Here is a 22,422-nt window from a genome sequence, read left to right on the forward strand (position 1 = left end):
GCCGGGCGCCCCACCCACCACACCACCGGCGGCGCGGCCCAGGCCCGCCGCACCTCCCAGGAGGTCCCCCACATGTCCACCGAACAGCGGCAGAGCACAGCGCTCGCCTCGGCCAGGTCCGGAATCCAGCGCTTCGGCGGGTTCCTCTCCGGCATGGTCATGCCCAACATCGGCGCGTTCATCGCCTGGGGTCTGATCACCGCCCTGTTCATCCCCACCGGCTGGTGGCCCAACGAGTACCTCGCGGAACTCGTCGGACCGATGATCACCTACCTGCTGCCCCTGCTCATCGCCTACACCGGCGGCACCATGGTGCACGGGGCCCGCGGCGGTGTGGTCGGCGCGGCCGCCACCATGGGTGTGATCGCCTCCGTGGACATCCCGATGTTCCTGGGCGCGATGATCATGGGTCCGCTCGCCGCGTACCTCATGAAGCAGGTCGACAACCTGATCCAGCCGCGCGTCAAGGCCGGCTTCGAGATGCTCGTCAACAACTTCAGCGCGGGCATCCTCGCCGGCCTGCTGGCCGTCGTGGGCGCCTACGCCGTCGGCCCCGTCGTGGGCCGCATCGCCGACGCGCTCGGCGCCGGGGTGCAGTTCCTCATCGACAACAGCCTGCTGCCGCTCGTCTCCCTGATCGTCGAGCCCGCCAAGGTGCTGTTCCTCAACAACGCCATCAACCACGGCGTGTTCACCCCGCTGGGCACCGCCCGGTCCGCCGCCGAGGGCAGCGCGATCGAGTTCCTCATCGAGACCAACCCCGGCCCCGGCCTGGGCATCCTGCTCGCCTGCATGTTCTTCGGCCCGCGGATCAGCCGCGCGACCGCGCCCGGTGCGATCATCATCCACTTCTTCGGCGGAATTCACGAGATCTACTTCCCGTACATCCTCGCGCAGCCGAAGCTGATCCTGGCCGCCGTCGCCGGCGGCATGTCGGGCGTGGCCACCTTCATGGTGATGGACGCGGGCCTGATCTCCGCGGCCTCCCCGGGCAGCATCATCGCCCTGATGGCCGTCACCCCGCCCGGCGGGCACCTGTCCGTCCTGGCCGGTGTCACCGTGGCCACGGCGGTGTCCTTCGCGGTCGCCTCGCTCCTGCTCGGCTTCGGCCGGGCCGAGCGCAAGGCCGCCCGCGAGGAGGCCGCCGCCGAGCAGAACTCCGCAAGCAGCGAGGAGAGCGTCGCATGAGCAGCATCCAAGGTTCCGATGTCAAGAAGGTCGTGGTGGCCTGTGACGCCGGGATGGGCAGCAGCGTCCTGCTGACCACCCAGCTCAAGGGCAGCCTGGGCAAGTACGGGGTGTCCGTCGAGCACGCCCCCGTGGACCGCATCCCCGAGGACGCCGACCTGGTCCTGACCCAGGAGGGCCTGGCCGCCCGCGCCCGCAGCCGGGTTCCGGGCACCGTGGTCAAGGGGTTCCGGATGTTCCTGGGCGACCCCGTCTTCACCGAGGTCGAAAGCGCCATCAGGGACGGTGGCACCCTTGCCGACTGAACCCGCCCGGCTGGTCCTGGCCGAGGACGCCGTCCGCCTGGGCCGCACGGCGAAGGACCGGGCCGACGTCATCGACCAGTGCGGGGAGCTGCTCCTGGAGCTCGGGGCGGTCGACCCCGGCTACCTGCCCGCCATGCACGAGCGGGAGGCGTCGGTGTCCACCTTCCTCGGGGAGGGGGTCGCCATCCCGCACGGGACCGACCCGTCCCGGGTGCACGTCAGGAGGACCGGGCTGGCCGTGATCCAGTTCCCCGAAGGGGTCGACTGGGGCGGGCCCACCGTCCACATCGCCATCGGCATCGCGGCCACCGGTGAGGAGCACCTGGGCATCCTCACCGCCCTGGCCGGGGTCCTCACCGACCCCGACAAGGCCGCGCGACTGCGCGGGGCCGCCGAGCCAGCCGACGTGGTCGCACTCCTCGATCCGACCGCCGCGGACGGCCGATCCCGGTAGGCCGTCCAGGCCGAGCCGTCCTCCCCGCCCCCGCCCGTCCCTCCGCTCACTCCCCGGAGCGGCGGGCGGGGGCCGCCCACCGCCCACCCGTAGCGCTCAACAGGCGCCTCCGGCGCAGTTTCCCTGAAAGGCCCAACATGCTCGTCGCCCGTTTCTACGCACCCGGTGACCTCCGCCTGGAACAGGCACCCGAGCCCACCGCCGGGCCCGGGCAGCTCAAGATCGCCGTCGTCAACTGCTCCACCTGCGGAACCGACGTCAAGATCTTCCGCCACGGACACCACCACATCGACCCGCCCCGGGTCATCGGCCACGAGATCGCCGGCCGCGTCGTCGAGGTCGGCGACGGAGTGGAGGGCTGGTCCGAGGGCGACCGGGTCCAGATCATCGCCGCGATCCCCTGCGGCACCTGCCCCGAATGCCGCGACGGTCGGTTCACCGTCTGCTCGCGCCAGCAGTCCATGGGCTACCACTACGACGGCGGCTTCGCCGAGTACATGGTCGTCCCCGAGGCCGTGCTGGCCGTCGACGGCGTCAACCGCATCCCCGAGGGCCTGGACTACGCCGAGGCGTCCGTCGCCGAACCGCTCGCCTGCGTCCTCAACGGCCAGGAGATCGCCGGGGTCGGCGAGGGCGACACCGTCGTGGTGATGGGCGCCGGGCCCATCGGCTGCCTGCACGTCCGCCTGGCCCGCGCCAAGGGCGCGAAGAAGGTCTACCTGGTGGACGTCAACCGCGGCCGCCTGGACATGTCCGCGCGGATCGTCGGGCCCGACGCCGCCATCTGCGGCGAGGAGGTCGACGCCGTGGAGGAGGTGCTGCGCCTGACCGACGGGCGCGGGGCCGACGTGGTCATCACCGCCGCCGCCTCCGGCCGCGCCCAGGAGGACGCTTTGAAGATGGTCGCCCGCAGCGGCCGGATCAGCTTCTTCGGCGGGCTGCCCAAGGACAACCCGATCATCTCCCTGGACTCCAACCTCGTCCACTACCGGGAGATCTCCATCTTCGGCGCCAACGGCTCCAGCCCCGAGCACAACAAGCGCGCCCTGGAGCTCATCGCCTCCGGCGCGGTGCCCGTCGCGGACCTGATCACCGAGCGGATGGCGCTGTCCGACGTGCACAAGGCCATCGAGACCGTGGCCGCGGGGACCGCCATCAAGGTGACCATCCAGCCCTGAGTTCTCCACAGACGGGGGAAGGGGCTACCGAGATCGGCCCCGTTGGGGTTCCCTGATAGGGAACCCACTCCCGGCCCTCCCCGGACCAGCCACCCACCATCCACGGAGCGACCATGGCGCAGACCCGAACCCTCTCCTCCCTCGGCGGCATCCCGGCGGCGCCGGGTGCGGCGGTCGGCCCGGTGGCGCGCATGGCACCGCCGCCGCGGCTGCCCGACCACCGCCCGGCGGCGGGGGACCCAGCCGCCGAGGCGGAGGCCGCCCGCGCGTCCCTGGAGGAGGTGGCCGCCGGGCTCGACGCCCAGGCCGCCGAACTCGACGGGGAGGCCGCCTCGGTGCTCGGCGCCCAGGCCCTGATGGCCCGCGACCCCGAGCTGGCCCGCCGGATCGGCGAGCGGGCCGCCGCGGGCGACCCGGCCGCCTGGGCGGTGCACTCCGCCTGCGAGACCTACCGCGAACTGCTCAAGGCCGCCGGGGGCTACCTCGCCGAACGCGCCGCCGACCTCGCCGACATCCGCGACCGGGCGGTGGCCCTGCTGCTGGGTCTGCCCATGCCGGGGCTGCCCGACCCGGGCGTCCCGCACGTGCTGGTCGCCGACGACCTCGCCCCCGCCGACACCGTCCACCTGGACCCGGCCAAGGTCCTGGGGATCGTCACCCGGTACGGCGGGCCCACCAGCCACACCGTCATCCTCTCCCGCTCGCTGGGCATCCCGGCGGTGGTCGGCTGCGGGGGCGCCGACACCCTCGCCGACGGGACGGTGGTGGCGATCGACGGCGACGACGGCTCCGTGGTCGCCGACCCGGACGCGGTCACCGTGCAGCGGGTGCGCAGACGCGCCGAGCAGAGACGCTCCCTGGCGGAGTCGGCCACCGGGCCGGGCATCACCGCCGACGGGGTGTCCGTCCCGCTGCTGCTCAACGTCGGGGAGGGGGACCCGGAGGCGGCCGCCGCCCACGACAGCGAGGGCGTGGGGCTGCTGCGCACCGAGTTCCTGTTCCTGGACCGCACCGAGCCGCCCACGCGCGAGGAGCAGACCGCCTCCTACATCCGGCTGTTCGCGGCGTTCGCCGGCCGCCCGCTCACCGTGCGCACCCTGGACGCGGGCTCGGACAAGCCGCTGGCCTTCGTCCCGGTGGGCGCGGAGGACAACCCCGCCCTGGGGGTGCGCGGCTACCGCACCGCCCGGCTGCACCGCGAGCTGCTGGTGGACCAGCTCGCCGCCATCGCGGCGGCGACCAAGGAGACCGGGGCCGACGTGCGGGTGATGGCGCCGATGGTGTCCACACCCAAGGAGGCGGGGGAGTTCGCCGACCTGGCCCGCGCCCAGGGGGTGACCCGGGTGGGGGTGATGATCGAGGTCCCCGCCGCGGCGCTGCTCGCCGACCGGCTGCTGTACGAGGTGGACTTCGTGTCCATCGGCACCAACGACCTGGCCCAGTACACGATGGCCGTCGACCGCACCCTGGGCGCGCTGCCGGACCTGCTGGACCCGTGGCAGCCGGCGCTGCTGTCCCTGATCGGCACCGTGGGCAAGGCGGGCGACCACCTGGGCGTCCCGGTGGGCGTGTGCGGGGAGGCCGCCGCCGACCCGCTGCTGGCCCTGGTCCTGGTGGGCCTGGGGGCGACGAGCCTGTCGATGTCCGCCCCGGCGCTGCCGGGGGTGCGCCACGCCCTGTCCCGCCACAGCCTGGACGAGTGCCGCCGCCTGGCCCACCTCGCCCTGGCGGCCGCGGGCGCGAACCAGGCCCGCGAGGCCGTCCGCTCCGCCGCCCGCACCGAAACCCCCTGATCGCCGCTGCGGTGGGGGAGCGGGCCCCGTCGCAGCGGCCCGAGCGCCGTGGCCGTGCCCCCGCCACGGCCCGACCTCCGCGGCCGGGACGCCGAATCTCCGGGGCCCCGTCCCGACCGCGGACCACGCCGCCGCTCGCGAGCGGCGGACCCTTCGCCGCCCTCTTTCCGGGCGGCGGACCCCGATCGTCGCGGTGGTGCGACCCGGCCGTGGGACCGGCCCGGCGCACCGGCCGCGACCCGGGGCGCCGTTCGCCTGACCGCACGGCGCCCCCGCGGCGGGGGCGGCCTGGAACCCGCCCCCGCCGCTATGTGTTCGCCCGGCCCGGCAACCCGTGGAGCGTCTGGACCAGGTGGGCCTCGATGCCGATGGTCCCCCGGGTGGTGTGGACGCGGGATCGGCGGAAGGTCGGTCCCCGCCGCTATGTGTTCGCCCGGCCCGGCAACCCGTGGAGCGCCTGGACCAGGTGGGCCTCGACGCCGATGGTCCCCCGGGTGCTGTGGACGCGGGATCGGCGGAAGGCGGGCACCCGCCGCAGCGGTGTCACATCCGGCAGGAACCTCACCGCGGTGGTGCGGCGCCGGTGAGGGACACCCACCGCAGGGCGCAGCCGACCAGGCCGCCGAGCACCGGCACGGCCCCCGCCGCCACCCAGACCCACGCGCCGTACGCCCCCCGTACGCCCCCCGACCCGTCGGTCGCCGCCTGGAGGTCCCCGGCCACGGTGCCGCCGACGGGCGGCCTCCGGCCACTGGACACCCGCAGCACCCCCCACCAGCCCAGGGCGACCCCGAAGGCGGGCGGGAGCAGCAGCGGGAGCACGGCCACGGGGGACAGTTCACCGAACCGGACGACGACCTGGTTGCAGTGGTTCGCGGCCACATCCTCCGAGGTCAGTGCGCAGGAGAACGGTTCGGCTGCGGTCAGGGCGATGACGGCCGCCCACGCGGCGGCGGCCAGGGCCACCAGCGTGACGGCGCCCATGGCGAGCCGCGGCGCGGAACGCGGCCGCTCGCCGGTGCCGGTACGGCCAGGAGGGAGCAGGGGGGAGGGCATGCGCTCCATCGTAGGAGCCCCATCCCCTTCCGGGCAGCCCCCGGAAGGGGGCTCCCCGGGCGGATTTCTCAAACCTCTTTATCCAGAGTGTTGACGAAGTCGTGTGACGTGGGCAACGTTGAGCACGTCGGCCAGGGACGTGACCGAGGAGGTCCACCGTGCACGATGACCGCAAGCTGACCGAGGCGCGCCTGGAGAGGGTCCTGCGCGAACGCGTATGGCCCGCCGTCCACGGCCCGTCCGTCCCCCTGGAGGTGTCCCGCTGGGACGCCCCCGGGGAACCCGTCCCCGCTCTCGAAGGCATCAACGCCCCCCACACCCCCGCCGCCACGGGCGACGCCTGGGGCCCGGCCTGGGGCACCACCTGGTTCCGGTTCCACGGCCGGGTGCCGCAGGAGTGGGCGGACCGCACCGTCGAGGCCGTCATCGACCTCGGCTTCGACGCGAACATGCCCGGTTTCCAGGCCGAGGGCCTGGTCCACCGCTCCGACGGGACGGTGGTCAAGGGCCTCAACCCGCGCAACGCCTGGGTGCGCCTGCCCGGCACCGAGGCAGAGGTCGACCTCCACGTGGAGGCCGCCGCCAACCCCGTCATCCTCGGCGACCCCCCCTTCCTGCCCACCGACCTGGGCACCGCCCCCGCCGGTCCGGACGGCGCCCCCCTGTACCGGCTGGCCCGCGCCGACCTGGCGGTCTTCCAGGAGCAGGTGTGGGAACTGGCCATGGACCTGGACGTGGTCGGCGGTGTCATGCGCGAACTGGACACGGGCGACCCCCGCCGCTGGGAACTGCTGCGGGCCGCCGAACGCGCCCTGGACCTGATCGACCTCCAGGACGTGCCCGGTACCGCCGGGCGCGCCCGCCGGGCCCTGGCCGGGGCGCTGTCCTCCCCGGCGGCGGCCGCCGCCCACCGGGTCTCGGCGGTGGGCCACGCCCACATCGACTCCGCCTGGCTGTGGCCGCTGCGCGAGACCCGGCGTAAGGTCGCCCGCACCTCCGCCAACGTGGTCGACCTCCTGGACCGCCACCCCGAGCTGGTCTTCGCCATGTCGCAGGCCCAGCAGTGGGCGTGGCTCCAGGAGCACCGCCCCGACGTGTTCGCGCGGGCGGCGCAGGCCGCCAAGGAGGGCCGGTTCGTGCCGGTGGGCGGTATGTGGGTGGAGTCCGACACCAACATGCCGGGCGCGGAGGCCCTGGCCCGCCAGTTCGTGTACGGCAAGCGGTTCTTCCGCGACGAGCTGGGCATCGACACCCGGGAGGTGTGGCTGCCCGACTCGTTCGGCTACTCTGCGGCGCTGCCCCAGCTCATCCGCCTGTCGGGTTCGCGCTGGTTCCTCACCCAGAAGATCTCCTGGAGCCGGACCAACACCTTCCCGCACCACACGTTCCGCTGGGAGGGCCTGGACGGCACCCGGGTGTTCACCCACTTCCCGCCGGTGGACACCTACAACTCCGAGCTGACCGGCCACGAGCTCGCCCACGCCGCCCGCAACTTCCGGGAGAAGGGCCGCGCCACCCGCTCCATGGTCCCGTTCGGGCACGGCGACGGCGGTGGCGGCCCCACCCGCGAGATGCTGGGCCGGGCCGCCCGGCTGGCCGACCTGGAGGGTTCGCCCCGGGTGGAGATCCAGCGCCCGGAGGTGTTCTTCGCGGAGGCGGAGGCCGAGTACCCGGACGCCCCGGTGTGGTGGGGCGAGCTGTACCTGGAGTTCCACCGCGGCACCTACACCAGCCAGGCCCGCACCAAGCGGGGCAACCGCCGGTGTGAGCACCTGCTGCGCGAGGCCGAGCTGTGGTGGACCACCGCGGCGGTGCGCCGCGGCGCGGACTACCCGCACGAGGCGCTGGACCGGCTCTGGCGCACCGTGCTGCTCAACCAGTTCCACGACATCCTGCCGGGGAGTTCCATCGCCTGGGTGCACCGGGAGGCCGCCGAGACCTACGCGGAGGCGGAGGCCGAACTCGGCGCGCTCATCGACCGGGCCCAGCGGCTGCTGGTCGGCCCGGGCGACGGGGTGATCGAGTTCAACGCCGCCCCGCACGACCGCGACGGCGTTCCGGCGCTGGGCGCCGCACCCCGGGTGCCCCCCGAGGGGGAGACCGTCACCACGGGCTCTGAAGGCGGGTACCTGCTGGACAACGGCCTGCTCACCGTCCAGGTGGACGCCTGCGGCCTGGTCACCTCCGTGGTGGACGCGCAGACCGGCCGGGAGGCGCTGGCCGGCCCGGCCAACCTGCTCCAGCTCCACCAGGACCTGCCCAACCAGTGGGACGCCTGGGACGTGGACTTCTTCTACCGCAACACCGTCACCGACCTCACCGGCGTGGACGGCATCGAGACCATCGACGACGGCCTGCGCGTCACCCGCTCCTTCGGCGACTCCACGGTCGTGCAGACCCTCACCCTGGCCCCCGGCTCCCGGCGGCTGGACGTGGACACGGTCGTGGACTGGCACGAACGGGAGAAGTTCCTCAAGGCCGCCTTCCCCCTGGACGTACGTGCGGAGTCCTCCGCCTCGGAGATCCAGTTCGGGCACGTGCACCGCCCGACGCACACCAACACCTCCTGGGACGCCGCCCGGTTCGAGATCTGCGCCCACCGCTGGGTGCACGTGGCCGAGCCCGGCTACGGGGCGGCGCTGGTCAACGACTCCACCTACGGCCACGACGTCACCCGCGACGTGCGCGAGGACGGCGGCACCACCACGACGGTCCGCCTGTCGCTGCTGCGCGCGCCCCGCTTCCCCGACCCCGACACCGACCAGGGCGAGCACCGGTTCCGGTACGCGCTGGTGCCGGGGGCGACGGTGGCGGACGCGGTCCGCGAGGGGTACCGGCTGAACCTGCCGCCGCGCGAGGTCGGCGGTTCCGGCGCGGTGGACCCCCTGGTGCGGGTGGCGGGGGCCGGGGTGGCCGTGGAGTCGGTCAAGCCCGCCGACGACCGCTCCGGCGACGTGGTGGTGCGCCTGTACGAGTCGCTGGGCGCCCGCACCCGCGCGAACGTGCGCTTCGGGTTCCCGGTGTCGCGGGTGCGCGCGGTGAACCTGCTGGAGGAGGAGTACGAGGGCGCCCCGGACCTGGAGCCGGGGGAGGAGGAGGTGGCGTTCTCCCTGCGCCCCTTCCAGGTCGTCACCCTGCGGCTCGTCCGCTGAGCCCGCCGCACGCGCGCGGGGCGCCCCCGCCTGGGGCTCGGGCCCCTCGGCCGGGCCCGGAGCCTCCCCGCGCGCGGGGTGCCCCCGGCCCGACCTGCCCGCCGAGGAGCAGGCCGAGGAGCCTCCCCGCGCGGGGGGTGCCCGAGGCGGGCGGCAAGGTCGCCGCCGGGGGCACCGAGCCTCCCCGCGTGCGCGGGGCGCCCGCCGGGGGTGCGGACCACGCACCCGATCCCGTTGAGCCTCCCCGCGCGGGGCGCCCCGCGGCTTGACGGCGACCGATCCTCTGATCGCTGAGCCTCCCCGCGCGCGGGGCGCCCCGGGAGGTCCCGGGGCGCCCCGCCTCGCTGGTGCGGGTTCAGCCCTTCATGGCACCGCCCAGGGTGAACCGGCCGCCCATGGCCCGCGACACCGCCACGTACAACGCCACCACCGGCAGCGTGTACAGCAGTGAGTACGCCGCCAGCTCGCCGTAGCGCACCGACCCGTACTGCCCGAAGAACGTGAACACCCGCACCGCCGCGGGCATCTTGTCCGGGCTGGTCAGCAGGATGAACGGCACGAAGAAGTTCCCCCACGTGCTCACCAGCGTGAAGATCCCCACCACCGCCAGCCCCGGGGCGAGCAGCGGCGCCACCAGGTAGCGGATGGACTGCCAGGTGGACGCCCCGTCCACCCAGGCCGCCTCCTCCAGCGCTATGGGGATGCCGTCGATGAAGTTCTTGGTCAGCCAGATCCCGAACGGCAGCGTGCTCGCCGCCAGGAACAGGGTGGTGGCCCACAGCGAGTTCAGCAGCCCCGCGTTCACGAACAGCCCGTACACCGGCACCATGATCGCCGTGATCGGCAGCCCGGTAGCGAACAGCACCGTGTACAGGAACGGCCGTTTGAACCGCAGCGTGTACCGCGACAGCGGGTACGCCGCCAGCATCGAGCAGAACGCGGTGATGACCGCCGCCCCGCCGCAGGTCAGCACGCTGTTCCAGAGCGGCCGGTAGACGATCTCGGGCGTGAGGATCGTCCGGAAGTTGTCCAGCGTGAGCGAACCCGGCAGCCCGGCCCGCAGCGTGGCCTCCCCGTCCACCGACGCGAACAGCATCCACAGCAGCGGCAGCAGGAACAGCAGCGCCAGCACCGCCAGGATCAGGTGCACCAGCACCGCCCCGGCGGCCCTGCCGGGTGAGGCGACGGAGGCGGTGGCCGACCGGCGCGGCCGCCGCCCCGAGGTGTCCGAACGCGGTCCCAGAGCGGTCATGCCTGCTCCTCCTTGCTGAGCATCCGCACGTAGACGACCGAGAACAGCCCCGCGATCACCAGCAGCGCCAGCGCGATCGCCGTCCCGTACCCCAGGTCGCCCAGGGACAGGGCCTCCCGGTACATCAGCAGCGGCAGCGTCGTGCTGCGCGAACCGGGGCCGCCCGCGGTCATCACGTAGATGAGCGTGAACACCTGCACGGTCTGGAGGGTGATGAGCAGCAGCGTGGTCGCGATGGTGCGCCGCAGCAGCGGCAGCACCACGTACCAGAGCACCTGGAGGCCCGACGCCCCGTCCACCCGGGCCGCCTCCTCCAGGTCGCCCGGCACCTCCGACAGCCCGGCCCCGTAGGTCATCATCGAGAAGGCGGTGCCCTTCCAGACGTTGGCCAGGACCACCGCCAGCAGCGGTGCGGTGAACAGCCAGTTCTGCGCCCCGACCCCGACGGAGCCGAGCAGCGCGTTGAGGGTGCCCTCGCGTTCCAGGAACGCGTACCACACGAACCCCGCCACCACCTCGGGCACCACCCAGGCGCCCACCACCACCGTGCCCACGGCGCCGCGCACGGCCCCGTGGCGGTGGCGCAGCAGCAGCGCCAGCGCCAGGCCCAGCACGGTCTGGCCCAGGATCGAACCCAGCAGGAACAGCGCGGTGAGCACCGCCGCCGTCCGGAACCGGCGGTCCCCCGCCAACTGCTCGAAGTTGTCCAGCCCCACGAACTCGGTGTCGGCGGCCTGTGCCCCGGTCAGCGCCTCGTTGGTGAACGAGGCCCACACCGTCCACAGGATCGGCCCGGCGAAGAACGCCAGCAGCAGGAACAGCGCGGGGGCCATCGGGACCACCCAGCGGGCGGCCCCGGCCCGGGCGCGACGGGAGCCGCGCGTCCGGGCCGGGGCCTGCGGCGCCCGGCCGGGGGTTCCGGGGTTCCCGGGGGCGCGGGTCATCGGCACGGTCCCCACGGCTCAGGAACCGCCCGTGACGTTGTCGGGCCCGACGATGCCCTCCACCTCCTGGGCGTACAGGTCGGCGGCCTCCTCCGGGGTGGCCTCGCCCAGCATCACCGCCTCCATGGCCTCCTGGACCGCGATGGAGACGCGCGGGTACTCGCTGTAGGCCGGGCGGAACCCGGTGATGTCCACCAGTGCCGCGAACTCCTCCGCCATGGGCGCCTCGTTCAGGAACGCCGGGTCCTCGGCGACGTCGGCGCGCACCGGGATCTGGCCGCCCTCGATCGCGAACTTGATCGCGTTCTCCCTGGACAGGGCGTAGGTCATGACCTCCCAGGCCAGCTCCGGGTTCGTGGCCTGGCCGCCCATCGACAGCGCCCAGCCGCCGGACATGCTGGTCGCCCCGGCACCCTGCCCGTCCCGCGTGGGCATGGGGGTGAACTCCATGACCTCCTCCCAGCCGTCCCAGGGCCGGTTGGCCCCGGGGATCCACGACTGGGTGACCCACGAGCCGTCGAGGCTGATGGCCAGCTCGCCGGAGGGGAACCGCTCCTCGTTGTTGACGGTGCCGACGTTGGTGTCCAGGGCGTCCTGCACGTCCAGGCCCAGGCCCTCGTCGAACACGGTCCGCACGAACCCCAGGGAGTCGGTGAACCCCCGGCCGCCGGTGATCCACTTCTGCGAGTCGTCGTCGAAGAGGGCGTCCCCGGTGCCGGAGAGCAGCATCTGGAAGCCCTGGAGGGACGCGGCCTCCCCGGCGGGCGTGCCGGAGTAGACGTTGAGCGGGGTGACCTCATCGCCGAACTCGGCCTGGACCGCGCGGGCGGCGTCCAGGACCTCGTCCCAGGTGGCGGGCTCCCAGGGGGTCCCGACGCCGGCCTGCTCCAGGAGTTCGGTGTTGTACCAGAGGCCGCGGACGTCGGTGCCGAGCATGACGCCGTACCGCTGCCCGTCCAGGGAGGTGACGGCCTGCGCCTCCTGGACGCTGAACTCGTCGGCGTCCTCCCAGGCGTCGAAGTACTCGTCCAGGGGCATCAGGTAGCCGGCGTCGGCGTCCTGGTTGATGGTGAAGCTGTCCTGGTAGATGAGGTCCGGGGCCTGGCTCGCGGAGCCGTTCATGAGGTTGACCTGGGTCTGGTAGTCCTCGGCGGGCGCCTCGATGGCCTGGAGTTCGACGGTGACACCGGGGTTGTCCGCCTCGAACTCCTCCTTCACCTTCCGCATCAGCGAATCCATCGCGATGAAGGTGCCGAACTTCTGGTAGGCGATGCGGACGGTGTTCTCGTCCCGGTCGGCGGCGCCGCCTCCGCATCCGGTGGCGGCGAGCGCCAGCGTGAGGGCCGCGGCGGCCGTGAGTCGTGTGGTGTGGGGGCCGGTTCCTTTCATCGTGCACTCCTGGCGATGAGGTTGGGGAGCGGTGGACCTGCCTTGAGGTGAAGTGACGTGTGACACATCATTACTCAAAAGCTTGGATAAAGACAATGGGGTAAGTCGGTGCTTCCAGGGCGGTTAGGCTCGGGTGGGACCACGACTGCGACCACGGAAGCGGAGGGGGAGAGGCCTTATGGGCACCAACCTGGCCTGGCTCGGCGGGCTCAACCAGAGCCGGGTGCTCGACGCCGTGCGCTCCGCCGACGGGATCAGCCGCGTCGAGTTGGCCGAACAGACCGGGCTGACCGCCCAGACCGTCTCCAACATCGTCCGCCGCCTGCTGGAGGACGGCCTGGTCCGCGAGGACGGCCGGGCCACCTCGCGCGGCGGCAAACGCGCCACCGTGCTGCGCCTCAACGCCGACGCCTACTACGCCGTCGGCATGCACATCGACCCCGCCTCCACCACCCTCGTCGTCACCGACCTGGCCGGACACGTGGTCGCCCGCACCCGGCGGCGCACCCCCTCGGCGCAGGGCCCGCGGCGGGTCATCGACGCCCTGTGCCGGTCGGTGCGCGCCATCGTCGAGGAGGCCCCCGCGCCCGACCGCATCCTCGGCCTGGGTGTGGCCACCCCGGGTCCGATCGACACCTCGGGTGCGGTCACCCCGCCCCACCTGCCCGGATGGCGGTCGGTGCCGCTGCGGGAGGTGCTGGAGGAGGGGACCGGGCTCGCCACCGTCCTGGACAACGACGCCACCGCCGCCACCATCGGCGAGCGGTGGGCGGGCGGCGAACGGCGCTCGTCCGACATGGCGTTCGTGTACGTGGGCACCGGCGTGGGCGGCGGGTTCATCCTGGGCGGTCGCGTTTACCGGGGCGGCAGCGGCAACGCCGCCGAGATCGGGCACGTGGTGGTCGACCCGCGCGGACCGAGGTGTCCGTGCGGGAGCCGTGGGTGTCTGGAGACGTATCTGGCCCCGCACGCCGTCGCCGCCGAGGCCGCCCGGAGGCGGGGGGAGACGACCGACGTCCACGAGCGCGGGCAGGCGCGCACCGTGGCGGCCTACCGGCGGGTGTGCCGGGAGGCGCGATCGGGCGACCCGGTCGCGCTGGAGGTCATCGCGGAGGCGGGGCGGCGGCTGGGCGACGCGGGAACGGCTCTGCTCAACATCATCGACGTACCGCTGGTGGTGCTGGGCGGGTGGGGGGTCCCGCACGTGGGCGACCTGTACGCGGAGGCGCTGACGACGGCGATCGCGGAGCGGACGTTGGCCCGGGGGGTGCGCCGGGTGCGGGTGGAGACCTCCCTCATCGGCGAGGACGCGGGCGCGATCGGCGCGGCCTCGCTGGTCCTGCACTCGTCGTACTCGCCGACGGTCGGGGGTGTGTGAGCGGAAGCGGGGGAGCGGGGTGCCCGAGCGGGCGCGTACCGCCCTTCGCGGTCCTCCCGCCGGGGCGGAGGGGAAAACCCGGTGCGCGGCGGCGGGGGCGCGGGTTAGCGTCGCGGCCATGAGCGATGCGAACGAAGCGCAGCCCAAGCCGAACCACTTCGACACCGACGTCGCCGAACACTACGACACCCCCGGCGAGGGCATGTTCGCCCCCGAGAAGGTCGGCCCGGCGGTCGACCTGCTGGCCGGACTGGCGGGGGAGGGGCGGGCCCTGGAGTTCGCCATCGGAACCGGGCGCATCGCGCTGCCGCTGGCCGCGCGCGGCGTTCAGGTGCACGGCATCGACCTGTCCCCGGCGATGGTCGAGCGGATGCGCGCCAAACCGGGCGGCGCGGACATCGACGTGGCCATCGGGGACTTCACCACCACCCGGGTGCCGGGGGAGTTCTCGGTGGCCTACCTGGTCTACAACACCATCAACAACGTGACCACGCAGGACGAGCAGGTGGAGTGCTTCGTCAACGCCGCCGCGCACCTGGAGCGGGGCGGGCGGTTCGTGGTGGAGGTGGGGGTGCCGGAACTGCGCAGGCTCCCCAAGGGGCAGAGCCTGGTGCCGTTCCATGTGGGCGAGGACGACTGGGCGTTCGACGTCTACGAGCCCGCGACGCAGCGATTCAGCTCCAACTACGTCCGGGTCGTGGAGGGCAAGGGGAGCGCGCGGTCCATCCCGTTCCGGTACGTGTGGCCGTCGGAGCTGGACCTGATGGCCCGCATCGCGGGGATGCGGCTGGTGGACCGCTGGCAGGACTGGGACCGGACGCCGTTCGGGAACGAGAGCGAGAAACACGTCTCGGTCTGGGAGAAGGTGCTGGACTGACGCGGGGCGGGGTGGCGGTTCTCCCTTCTCCGACCCCCCTGTGCCCGGGCGGGGCAGGTGCGCGCCCTGCACCCCCCCGTGGGTCCGGGGCGGCGGGGGATGCCTCCCCCGACCCCTCCGGGGAGGAGGTCGCGGTTCTCCCTCCGGGGCGTGGCCGGAGCCGCGGGTATCCGCGGCTTTCACCTCTGGACGGCCGTGGTGTCCGGACGCCCTACCCCGGCACTGAAGAACATGTCGGAGCGGCACCCCCTTTGCAGGCGGACCCCGCCTCCCGCCCCACCCGGTCGGGTGGACGACCCCTGCGGCGGAGGCGGCGGTCACCTGCACGCCTATGGGCCGGGACCGGAAGAGCCGCACCACTCGGTGGGGACATCATCGACACCGTGTCCTCGTTCACGGACGGATCTGTCGGAGGTGTCGGAATGCCGGGCAAGCGCGCGCGACGCGAACGCGAGCGGAGCCGTGCGCGCGAGCGCGCGGAGCGGCACGCCGCGGGGCGGTGGGAGGTGCTGTTCGAGACGGCGGACCCGGGGGAGATGCGGGCGTTCCGGGAGCGAGAGCGGGAGCTGTTGGCGGGGTACCGGGATGACGACCTACGGCACGACATCCTGTGCGGACGGTTGCGGCAGGAGACGTGGTATCGCCTGAGCGCATTCGTTCCGAACTCTGCCGCAGAATGATACGACCGCATATTTTATAAATGGTAAATATGTCTGCTTCGCGACGAAGGTGTCGTATGTGTGAAAGCCTGCTGTTGTCCTGAGCTGGGAAGACGAGGACCGGGCGATCTTCTTCGGCGCTCTGGCCGAAAAGTGTTCCCACTGTGGCCGGGCGTGCCCTATCGTGGCGCCATAACCCAATAACCGCGTGACCCCGCGACGCTCTGTCAGCGCCCGGGGTCGTGGCCAGCAATTCACCCCTTGAACCTAAGGATTGCCAGCGTGCACCAGTTTAGTGCCACGCTCCTCGGGGCTGCTTTCGCCCTGCTGCGAGCGCTGTTCACCGCTCCCTCCGGCCGCCACCACCGCCGCCGCGCCTCCCGCGTGCGCCGCTACGCCGACCCCCGGCCCGCGACCAGGCCCCTGCCTCCCGCGGCCCCGCGCCTGTCCGCGCCGCGCGAGGTGTTCCCGGCCGACGACCTCCCGCTCGTGCGGCCCTACTACACCGCCCACGAACAGAGCCGCCGCCAGGCGGCGGCGACCGCCCGCCTCCGGCAGTGGACCGCCCCGCGTATCCCGGAGCCCCGCCCGTATGAGGGCGACCTGCTCGCACCGGCCCCGGCGACCTTCGAGGATCTCGCCCGGGCCACCCGCGTCTGGCTCGCCCAGCAGGAGAAGAAGCAGGCTGCGGGGGTGGGCGCATGACCCCCACCCGCCTCTGGCAGCACCACCTCTACCCCGGTGACCTGGCCCGGCTCTCCCAGGTGCGCCGCGACCTGCGCACCGACCTCGCGGGCTTCGACGAGGACCTCGCGGACACGCTGGTCCTCTGCGGCAGCGAGCTGTTCGCGAATTGTGTGAAGTACACGGCCTCCGGATGGGACGGGCGGGTCGTGCGGACCCTGTGGTCGACGAGCGACCGTTCGCTGACCTTGGGATTCACCGACGACGGCCTGTCCGGCGGCGTCCCCGAGATCCCCCGTTCCCGTAGCTCCGACGAGTGGGGCGAGGCCGAAGGCCAGCGCGGTCTGCTCATGGTCGAGAAGTTGTCCACAGCCTGGGGATATTCGCCGCTCTGCCCGTTCGGTGACCTCGGCGCCCACACCTGGGCCACGTTCACGCTCACGAGGTGACAGCGGTGTGCATGTGTAGGGATTCGGAGAAGCGGGCAGCCCGCTGAAATGCGCGAAGGCCCCGGAATTCGTTTCCGGGGCCTTCGTCGTAGGGGCTACTTCGTGAGGGTCGCGGCGAGGGCGGCGAGCCACTCCGTGCGGCCGAAGCTGAGGTGCCCGGCCTCGCGGTTCTGGGTGTCGCGCACGTCCGCGCCGTGGACACCCTCGCGCGTCTCAACGCAGTTGTGCCCGTTGGCGCTGTAGCTGCTCTTGTGCCACTCGGCGGGGGTGCTCATGTGAGGGTCTCCAAGTATTCCAGTGATGACGCGGCGGGCAGGGCATGGGTCAGAACTACCGTGACCACAGCGTCTACGCGGTCCGCCACGTCAGCGGATAGCACCACCGTACCCTCCGCGTGATCGCTGGCGATGACGCGTTCACCGGATCGTAGTCGGTAGATCATCAGGGGGGCGACGGGCAGCGGCATTGCAGCCCCGGCGGGGGTGAGCGTGATCGTGACGCGGCCGGTCGCCGCCCATTGGAGTAGGTGTTCGGCCTGAGCGCGCCGCAAGTCAGGAGGCAGTCCGCCGACAGCAGTTGCGGGGAACGTAGCCGCGACTCGCAGGTCCGGTAGCTCCGCCAGGCGTTCGCACCTCAGGGCGACAAGGGAGGCTATGGCGTCCTCGCTGGCCGTAGGGCGCCCCGCTAAGAATACGGATCGTGCGTATTCCGGAGCCTGCAACATCCCTGGCACTCCGGCTGCGCTGACCAACGTCGCGTGTCGGGATGCGGGTTCGATTGCGGCAAGGTCTCGTGCCCACTCCGGCAGTCCGGACCGCGACGTGTGTGCTTGCCACGCAGTGAGGATTTTTCCGCCTGCATTGCACGCTTCGTCCAGTTTTTCAGCATTGTCGCGCTTTGGAGGGGAATGACCATGCTCCCAGCGGTTCACAGAGGAAACAGACACACCAACACGCTTGGCTAGCTGTGTTTGCGTGAGCCCTGCAAGTTCACGGTATTCGATGAGGGTCTCCGCGAAGGGGTTTAGCGGCATGTGCACAGGATGCCCAAGGCGTTCCTCGGACACACCGCTATTCCCGGAATTTTCTGAACACTGGGAAAGCAGGCCATGCGTGCCCACGATGGGTGACATGAGCAACACAGCGCAAACTCCCGTTTCCTCTGACGCCGAGACCTCCCTGCTGGCCATGCTCTCCGCGTGCCGCCGCCGTGGCCTGCGAGCGGAGCGTGACCCTGGTACGGACGGCGGCGTGGTGATCTCGCACGACCCGCGGGTGATCACCCTCCGCCTGATGGCGAACCGCTGGTACCGGCCGGCCCCCGACCAGACGGTTCGTTCCGTCGCCGTGGGCTATCGCGGGGCGGAAGACGCGATCGCCCGGAATCTGGTCACCGAACTCATGGGGCGGTTGTGAACGGTGAGGGGCTCACGTTCGCGGAGTTCGAGCGTCTCACCCGCCCCCGCCGAAGGCAGGTCCCGAAGCCCCGGACCGGTGAGCCGCCCCCACTGCCCCGCCGGAACCCGCCCGCGACGTCGTGTCCGCCGCACGACTGGCAGCGCGCCACCGGTTCGCGCGCACAGCGCTGCCGCTGGTGCGGCGTCACACAGCAAGTTCCTTAGCCGTTCCGGCCTCGGGGCCCGGAACGCCGGAAGGTCCGACACTTCATTCGTCTCATCGTCAACACGCCCGCGCTGTCGGCGCGGCACCGGGAGAAGAACGCGCGCTGGCACGAGCTCCTGCGGTCCGAGATCGCGCGTCGGCTCGGCGGCGACCCGTCCGATCCGGGCGACCCCCGCCCCAGCGCCGTGATCGCCGCGGCCCTGGTATGCGTCGAAGTCGCACCGGACGACTGGACCTCGAACGACCGGCCGGAGCCGCTCTCCGACATCTTGGACCACGAGATGGGGGCGTTCGGCTGATGATCCGACCGACACACGGCGGGCCCGCACCACAGGGTGCGGGCCCGGACGTTGATCAGATCACGGATTTGTTAGTCGCGTTCCTCGGTGGTGCGACGGCGACGGCCCAGGATCATGGCTCCGGCACCGACCAGTGAGGCCAGCAGGCCGCCGATGACCGGAACGGCGATCGACGCGCCGGTCTGCGCCAGCTCCGGCTGCTCGGGCACGGGCTTGGGCTGGGGCTTCGGCTGAGGTTCGGGTTTCGGCTCCGGCTTCCCCGGCTTCCCCGGTTCCCCAGGCTTTCCGGGCTTTCCGGGTTCCCCAGGCTTCCCAGGCTTGCCCGGTTCCCCAGGCTTGCCCGGCTTTCCGGGCTTCCCGGGTTCTCCCGGCTTTCCGGGCTTGCCGGGCTTCCCGGGTTCTCCCGGCTTTCCGGGCTTGCCGGGCTTCCCGGGTTCCCCGGGCTTCCCCGGTTCCCCGGGCTTGCCGGGCTTCCCGGGCTCTCCGGGCTTGCCCGGCTTCCCAGGCTTCCCCGGTTCCCCAGGCTTCCCCGGTTCCCCAGGCTTCCCGGGCTTGCCCGGCTTGCCGGGCTTCCCCGGTTCCCCAGGCTTCCCGGGTTTACCGGGTTCTCCCGGTTTGCCGGGCTCTCCGGGCTTCCCGGGCTTCCCGGGCTTCCCCGGTTCCCCGGGCTTGCCCGGCTTGCCGGGTTCCCCGGGCTTGCCCGGCTTCCCCGGTTCCCCAGGCTTACCCGGCTTTCCGGGCTTCCCCGGCTCCCCCGGTTCCCCAGGCTTCCCGGGCTTCCCCGGCTTGCCGGGTTCTCCCGGGTACTCCGGAGGCTCGGGCTCGGGGTGCATCCCCTGCAACTCCGAGGCCCTGTCGGCCTGGTCCACGGTGATCTCCGGGACGACGGGCAGGGGCCGACTGTTCAGCGCCTCCTCGACCGCCCGCTCGACCGCCGTGCCGACCGGTTCCTGCGGGGCGGAAGCGGCGGACGCCTCCCGGTGATCCGTTGTCTCGTCGGCGAGAACAGGGGCCGCGCCCCACAGGAACGGTGTGATGAGCGCGGCGCCGGTGAAGGTGGTGGCCACGCGGATGAGGTTGCGAGCACTGATGGCGTTGGAAGCCTTCGGTGCCGTCTTCGAGCAATGGTCCATATCCGAAATCGTCGGCAATCCGTCGCTTAAAGTCACTTCTGACTACTATGAGTCATGGCAAAACAATGACAAAGCTTAGGCGGGTCGCCGGGGGCGCATAGCGTTCACTCTTCATCTGTTGCAACGTTCTGCGGATGTTCGTTGCGTTAGATTCACAGCCGTTGCAACAGTTTTCGGGTAACTGCCTGCTTTTATGGGGCTTCTTCGCTGCAAGAGTGTTGCCTAATTTATGAATGCAACGTAGCGTTTCCAGTATCAGAAAGTTGAAAGGGCGCACCGTGCACCGCCGCACTCCGCAGTGTGGGACGCCTCGGCGAGGTCGCTCACGACAGCGCACACCGCCCTCCGGGGCGGCGACATCACCGCCCGCCACCACATCACCCTCCCGACCCCCTGAAAGGGGCCACGATGTCCACTACTCCGATCACCCGCGACGAGACCACCACCCAGACCGCCTCCGGGCCGGACCGCCCGGAGCTCCAGCAGACCATCGAGGAGATCGTCGACCTCGGTTTCGCCGGATTCCAGATGCGCGTGCACGACGAGCGGGGCGCGTGGGTCGGCAGCGCCGGGGTGCGCGAACCGGGCGGGACCGAGAAGCCGCCGACCGACGGTCACTTCTGGGTGGGCAGCACCACCAAGACCTTCGTCGCGACCCTGGTCCTGCTCCTGGTGGCCGACGGCCTGCTCGGGCTGGACGACCCGGTGTCGGACCGGCTGCCCGACCTCGGGTTGGACGGGCGGATCACCGTGCGGATGCTGCTCCAGCACACCAGTGGCCTGTACAACCACACCGGCGAGATCGACCCCGACGGGACGTTCGTGCCGGGGATCGACGCGACCGGCAAGGCATGGGCGCAGAACCGGTTCCGCTCCTACCGGCCGGAGGAACTCGTGCGGTTCGCGCAGTCCGAGCCCGCGCGGTTCGAGCCGGGGACGGACTGGAGCTACTCCAACACCAACTACACGCTGGCCGTGTTACTGATCGAAGACGTCACCGGCCACTCCTACGCCGAGGAGATGCGGCGGCGGATCCTGGACCCGCTCGGACTGTCGGGCACCGGGGTGCCGGGCGACTCCCCGGACCTGCCCGAACCCCACGCCCGCGGCCACTACCGGTACGAGGACGACGGCGGGTGGACGACGGTCGACGTCACCCGCCAGAACCTCTCCCTGCTGACCGGGGCCGGGGACATGTTCTCGACGACCCGGGACCTCCACCGGTTCTTCTCCGCGCTGCTCGGCGGCGACCTCCTGCCGGAACCGCTGCTGGCCCGGATGCGCGACCCGCACCCGAAGGTCGGCTACGGCCTGGGGCTGTTCGTGCAGGACCTGGGCCCGGGCCGTGGCACGGTCCTGCACCACAACGGCAGCCCGCCCGGCGGCTACGGGGCGCTGATGATCGCCTCGCCCGACGGGAGCACTACCCTGACCGCCTCGCTGACCACGGGCGACGCCGACATCGACCCGGCGCAGGTGTTCCCCGGCGTGCTGGACCGGCTCCTCACGCAGGTGTTCCCCGCCGAGCGGGCCGGATAGCGCGTGAACCGGGCCGCGCCGGACCCGCCGGGTCCGGCGCGGCCCGCGCGTGCACCGCCGTCACCACGGCATGACGAGGTCCCTGGTCCTGGTGTCCATGAAGTCCTCCAGGTCCTGGTTGGCGATCGCCAGGTTGACCACCATGATCCCGACGTCCGCGGCGGGAACCCGGAAGGCGCACCCGGGGTGGTCCTCCAGCGGCACCACGAGAACGGGGCGGTCGGGATCGCTCAGGGTGACCCCGTCCGCGATCAGCACCACTTCCGCGGTCATCTGCTCGGAGTCCTCCGGGACGGGGAGGACCACCGCCATCAGCTGCTCCGGGGAGGCGCCGTCGAACGCGGGGTCGGCCACGAAGTCGATGTGGAGGCCGAAGTCGTCGACCACGTCGCCGAAACCGTCCGGTCCCGGGTGGCGCACCGTCTCCACGAGCGAGGACCAGGCGTCGTCGTCGGTGAAGTCCGTGCGCACGAACAACCCGTCGTTGGCCTGTGTGAGCAGGGGCAGCGGCCGGGCCGGGGGCTCGTACCGCGGGGCCGGGTCCAGCTCCTCCAGATAGGCGCCGACGGGTACGGGGACCACGTACTCCTCGTCCTCCTCCGCCCCCTCGGGGTCGACGGGGGCGTGCTGTTCGTAGTCCTCCAGGGTCATGTCCAGGTCCGGGCGGTGCAGCACCAGGTGGACGAGGGCGGCCTGCCGGGGCGAGATGGCGAACAGGTCCCCGACGGAAGGGCGGAAGGCGAGCAGCGGGCGAGGCCCGGGTTCGGCCTCCGTCGCCCCGGTGGCCACCAGGACCAGGTCGGGGACCCACGTTCCGCCGTCCCCCAGGGCCTCCCGCACCTGCTCGGGGGAGGCGTCCCGCCACACGGGGTCGTCCACCACGAGCAGGAGCCGCCGGGGTGATTCCACGGACGGCTCACCCAGCCCGGGCAGCGGGCCCATGCGGGAGAGCACGTCGGCCCAGGTGCCAGCGTCGCGGCAGGCGCGGACCAGCAGCGTTCCGGACACCCGCGGGCCGTCATCGGCCGGGGGCAGGCGGAGGGAGGGACGGGTCATCGGGGGGTACCTCGC

22 protein-coding genes and 1 pseudogene are annotated in these 22,422 nt (G+C 72.2%); 15 read left to right on the forward strand and 8 right to left on the reverse strand.

The genetic code is table 11. From position 1 onward, the window contains the following. Positions 1 to 72: 72 nt before the first annotated feature. The 5 genes from mtlA (at position 73) to ptsP (ending at position 4,918) form a co-directional block, all read left to right on the forward strand. Complete coding sequence (gene mtlA / locus QJS33_RS00440; RefSeq protein WP_306365784.1) at positions 73 to 1,188, forward strand: PTS mannitol transporter subunit IICB; 1,116 nt, start codon at positions 73 to 75, stop codon at positions 1,186 to 1,188. Then, positions 1,185 to 1,493 (forward strand): PTS lactose transporter subunit IIB, encoded by a 309-nt coding sequence (locus QJS33_RS00445; protein ID WP_306365785.1) that lies wholly within the window; start codon positions 1,185 to 1,187, stop codon positions 1,491 to 1,493. The genes mtlA and QJS33_RS00445 overlap by 4 nt, the downstream gene beginning before the upstream one ends. Continuing rightward, positions 1,483 to 1,947, forward strand: coding sequence for a PTS sugar transporter subunit IIA (locus tag QJS33_RS00450; protein ID WP_306365786.1), 465 nt, complete (start codon positions 1,483 to 1,485; stop codon positions 1,945 to 1,947). Before QJS33_RS00445 ends, QJS33_RS00450 begins: the two co-directional genes overlap by 11 nt. Positions 1,948 to 2,084: 137 nt before the next feature. Beyond that, on the forward strand, positions 2,085 to 3,125 hold the full coding sequence (locus QJS33_RS00455) for a zinc-dependent dehydrogenase (protein WP_306365787.1): 1,041 nt from the start codon (positions 2,085 to 2,087) through the stop codon (positions 3,123 to 3,125). Between the two features lie 113 nt (positions 3,126 to 3,238). Further along, positions 3,239 to 4,918, forward strand: a complete 1,680-nt coding sequence (gene ptsP, locus QJS33_RS00460; RefSeq protein WP_306365788.1) for a phosphoenolpyruvate--protein phosphotransferase — start codon at positions 3,239 to 3,241, stop codon at positions 4,916 to 4,918. 561 nt (positions 4,919 to 5,479) lie between these two features. On the opposite strand, the gene QJS33_RS00465 is transcribed toward ptsP, so the two are convergent. Beyond that, positions 5,480 to 5,974 carry a hypothetical protein gene (locus QJS33_RS00465; protein WP_306365789.1) on the reverse strand — a complete coding sequence of 165 codons (495 nt, stop codon included), beginning with the start codon at positions 5,972 to 5,974 and terminating at the stop codon, positions 5,480 to 5,482. Between the two features lie 158 nt (positions 5,975 to 6,132). Here QJS33_RS00465 and QJS33_RS00470 point away from each other — a divergent pair, with 158 nt between their 5' ends. Beyond that, entirely contained in the window at positions 6,133 to 9,126 is a 2,994-nt protein-coding gene (locus tag QJS33_RS00470; RefSeq protein WP_306365790.1) for a glycoside hydrolase family 38 C-terminal domain-containing protein, read from the forward strand. Positions 9,127 to 9,481: 355 nt separating this feature from the next. Here QJS33_RS00470 and QJS33_RS00475 read toward each other — a convergent pair whose 3' ends face one another. The 3 genes from QJS33_RS00475 to QJS33_RS00485 all read right to left on the reverse strand — a co-directional run bounded on the left by QJS33_RS00475 (position 9,482) and on the right by QJS33_RS00485 (position 12,711). Beyond that, positions 9,482 to 10,378, reverse strand: coding sequence for a carbohydrate ABC transporter permease (locus QJS33_RS00475; protein ID WP_306365791.1), 897 nt, complete (start codon positions 10,376 to 10,378; stop codon positions 9,482 to 9,484). Next, complete coding sequence (locus QJS33_RS00480; protein ID WP_306365900.1) at positions 10,375 to 11,211, reverse strand: carbohydrate ABC transporter permease; 837 nt, start codon at positions 11,209 to 11,211, stop codon at positions 10,375 to 10,377. Before QJS33_RS00480 ends, QJS33_RS00475 begins: the two co-directional genes overlap by 4 nt. 129 nt (positions 11,212 to 11,340) lie before the next feature. Further along, a complete protein-coding gene (locus QJS33_RS00485) occupies positions 11,341 to 12,711 on the reverse strand; it encodes an extracellular solute-binding protein (RefSeq protein ID WP_306365792.1) in 1,371 nt (456 codons plus the stop codon). A gap of 178 nt (positions 12,712 to 12,889) precedes the next feature. Here QJS33_RS00485 and QJS33_RS00490 point away from each other — a divergent pair, with 178 nt between their 5' ends. The 5 genes from QJS33_RS00490 (at position 12,890) to QJS33_RS00510 (ending at position 16,758) form a co-directional block, all read left to right on the forward strand. After that, entirely contained in the window at positions 12,890 to 14,089 is a 1,200-nt protein-coding gene (locus QJS33_RS00490; protein WP_306365793.1) for an ROK family transcriptional regulator, read from the forward strand. Positions 14,090 to 14,207: 118 nt separating this feature from the next. Then, positions 14,208 to 14,966 carry a class I SAM-dependent methyltransferase gene (locus QJS33_RS00495; RefSeq protein ID WP_372339555.1) on the forward strand — a complete coding sequence of 253 codons (759 nt, stop codon included), beginning with the start codon at positions 14,208 to 14,210 and terminating at the stop codon, positions 14,964 to 14,966. Positions 14,967 to 15,388: 422 nt separating this feature from the next. Next, positions 15,389 to 15,646 carry a hypothetical protein gene (locus QJS33_RS00500; RefSeq protein ID WP_306365794.1) on the forward strand — a complete coding sequence of 86 codons (258 nt, stop codon included), beginning with the start codon at positions 15,389 to 15,391 and terminating at the stop codon, positions 15,644 to 15,646. Positions 15,647 to 15,907: 261 nt separating this feature from the next. After that, complete coding sequence (locus QJS33_RS00505; protein WP_306365795.1) at positions 15,908 to 16,330, forward strand: hypothetical protein; 423 nt, start codon at positions 15,908 to 15,910, stop codon at positions 16,328 to 16,330. Then, positions 16,327 to 16,758: an ATP-binding protein gene (locus tag QJS33_RS00510; protein ID WP_306365796.1), complete on the forward strand. Its 432-nt coding sequence runs from the start codon at positions 16,327 to 16,329 to the stop codon at positions 16,756 to 16,758. The genes QJS33_RS00505 and QJS33_RS00510 overlap by 4 nt, the downstream gene beginning before the upstream one ends. Positions 16,759 to 16,853: 95 nt before the next feature. On the opposite strand, the gene QJS33_RS00515 is transcribed toward QJS33_RS00510, so the two are convergent. Further along, positions 16,854 to 17,033, reverse strand: coding sequence for a DUF397 domain-containing protein (locus QJS33_RS00515; RefSeq protein WP_306365797.1), 180 nt, complete (start codon positions 17,031 to 17,033; stop codon positions 16,854 to 16,856). Next, positions 17,030 to 17,947 (reverse strand): Scr1 family TA system antitoxin-like transcriptional regulator, encoded by a 918-nt coding sequence (locus tag QJS33_RS00520; RefSeq protein WP_306365798.1) that lies wholly within the window; start codon positions 17,945 to 17,947, stop codon positions 17,030 to 17,032. Before QJS33_RS00520 ends, QJS33_RS00515 begins: the two co-directional genes overlap by 4 nt. Between QJS33_RS00520 and QJS33_RS00525 the strand changes: the two genes are divergently transcribed. Together QJS33_RS00525 and QJS33_RS31325 are read left to right on the forward strand one after the other, a co-directional pair. Then, positions 17,889 to 18,173, forward strand: a complete 285-nt coding sequence (locus QJS33_RS00525) for a hypothetical protein (RefSeq protein ID WP_306365908.1) — start codon at positions 17,889 to 17,891, stop codon at positions 18,171 to 18,173. The genes QJS33_RS00520 and QJS33_RS00525 overlap by 59 nt on opposite strands. 239 nt (positions 18,174 to 18,412) lie before the next feature. Then, positions 18,413 to 18,679 (forward strand): annotated as a pseudogene (locus QJS33_RS31325) (hypothetical protein); the annotation flags it as partial. A gap of 71 nt (positions 18,680 to 18,750) precedes the next feature. On the opposite strand, the gene QJS33_RS00530 reads toward QJS33_RS31325, so the two are convergent. Next, on the reverse strand, positions 18,751 to 18,888 hold the full coding sequence (locus QJS33_RS00530; RefSeq protein ID WP_306365799.1) for an LPXTG cell wall anchor domain-containing protein: 138 nt from the start codon (positions 18,886 to 18,888) through the stop codon (positions 18,751 to 18,753). A gap of 826 nt (positions 18,889 to 19,714) precedes the next feature. Here QJS33_RS00530 and QJS33_RS00535 point away from each other — a divergent pair. Both QJS33_RS00535 and QJS33_RS00540 read left to right on the forward strand, forming a co-directional pair. Continuing rightward, positions 19,715 to 19,891, forward strand: coding sequence for a hypothetical protein (locus QJS33_RS00535; RefSeq protein ID WP_306365800.1), 177 nt, complete (start codon positions 19,715 to 19,717; stop codon positions 19,889 to 19,891). Positions 19,892 to 20,220: 329 nt separating this feature from the next. Further along, a complete protein-coding gene (locus tag QJS33_RS00540) occupies positions 20,221 to 21,351 on the forward strand; it encodes a serine hydrolase (RefSeq protein WP_306365801.1) in 1,131 nt (376 codons plus the stop codon). Positions 21,352 to 21,411: 60 nt separating this feature from the next. Here the strand turns inward: QJS33_RS00540 and QJS33_RS00545 are convergent, their stop codons facing one another. Then, positions 21,412 to 22,407 carry a hypothetical protein gene (locus QJS33_RS00545; RefSeq protein WP_306365802.1) on the reverse strand — a complete coding sequence of 332 codons (996 nt, stop codon included), beginning with the start codon at positions 22,405 to 22,407 and terminating at the stop codon, positions 21,412 to 21,414. Positions 22,408 to 22,422 lie beyond the last annotated feature (15 nt).

The sequence above is a fragment of the Nocardiopsis sp. CC223A genome, assembly GCF_030766825.1.
Lineage (GTDB): Bacteria > Actinomycetota > Actinomycetes > Streptosporangiales > Streptosporangiaceae > Nocardiopsis.

Coding starts and splice junctions, on each gene's coding strand:
- QJS33_RS00490 (WP_306365793.1), top strand. CDS start 12,890: ATGGGCACCAACCTGGCCTGGCTCGGCGGGCTCAACCAGAGCCGGGTG.
- ptsP (WP_306365788.1), top strand. CDS start 3,239: ATGGCGCAGACCCGAACCCTCTCCTCCCTCGGCGGCATCCCGGCGGCG.
- QJS33_RS00445 (WP_306365785.1), top strand. CDS start 1,185: ATGAGCAGCATCCAAGGTTCCGATGTCAAGAAGGTCGTGGTGGCCTGT.
- mtlA (WP_306365784.1), top strand. CDS start 73: ATGTCCACCGAACAGCGGCAGAGCACAGCGCTCGCCTCGGCCAGGTCC.
- QJS33_RS00525 (WP_306365908.1), top strand. CDS start 17,889: ATGAGCAACACAGCGCAAACTCCCGTTTCCTCTGACGCCGAGACCTCC.
- QJS33_RS00475 (WP_306365791.1), bottom strand. CDS start 10,378: ATGACCGCTCTGGGACCGCGTTCGGACACCTCGGGGCGGCGGCCGCGC.
- QJS33_RS00515 (WP_306365797.1), bottom strand. CDS start 17,033: ATGAGCACCCCCGCCGAGTGGCACAAGAGCAGCTACAGCGCCAACGGG.
- QJS33_RS00535 (WP_306365800.1), top strand. CDS start 19,715: ATGAGCGCGGCGCCGGTGAAGGTGGTGGCCACGCGGATGAGGTTGCGA.
- QJS33_RS00545 (WP_306365802.1), bottom strand. CDS start 22,407: ATGACCCGTCCCTCCCTCCGCCTGCCCCCGGCCGATGACGGCCCGCGG.
- QJS33_RS00540 (WP_306365801.1), top strand. CDS start 20,221: ATGTCCACTACTCCGATCACCCGCGACGAGACCACCACCCAGACCGCC.
- QJS33_RS00465 (WP_306365789.1), bottom strand. CDS start 5,974: ATGCCCTCCCCCCTGCTCCCTCCTGGCCGTACCGGCACCGGCGAGCGG.
- QJS33_RS00495 (WP_372339555.1), top strand. CDS start 14,208: ATGAGCGATGCGAACGAAGCGCAGCCCAAGCCGAACCACTTCGACACC.
- QJS33_RS00500 (WP_306365794.1), top strand. CDS start 15,389: ATGCCGGGCAAGCGCGCGCGACGCGAACGCGAGCGGAGCCGTGCGCGC.
- QJS33_RS00485 (WP_306365792.1), bottom strand. CDS start 12,711: ATGAAAGGAACCGGCCCCCACACCACACGACTCACGGCCGCCGCGGCC.
- QJS33_RS00455 (WP_306365787.1), top strand. CDS start 2,085: ATGCTCGTCGCCCGTTTCTACGCACCCGGTGACCTCCGCCTGGAACAG.
- QJS33_RS00520 (WP_306365798.1), bottom strand. CDS start 17,947: ATGGCCAGCAGGGAGGTCTCGGCGTCAGAGGAAACGGGAGTTTGCGCT.
- QJS33_RS00480 (WP_306365900.1), bottom strand. CDS start 11,211: ATGGCCCCCGCGCTGTTCCTGCTGCTGGCGTTCTTCGCCGGGCCGATC.
- QJS33_RS00510 (WP_306365796.1), top strand. CDS start 16,327: ATGACCCCCACCCGCCTCTGGCAGCACCACCTCTACCCCGGTGACCTG.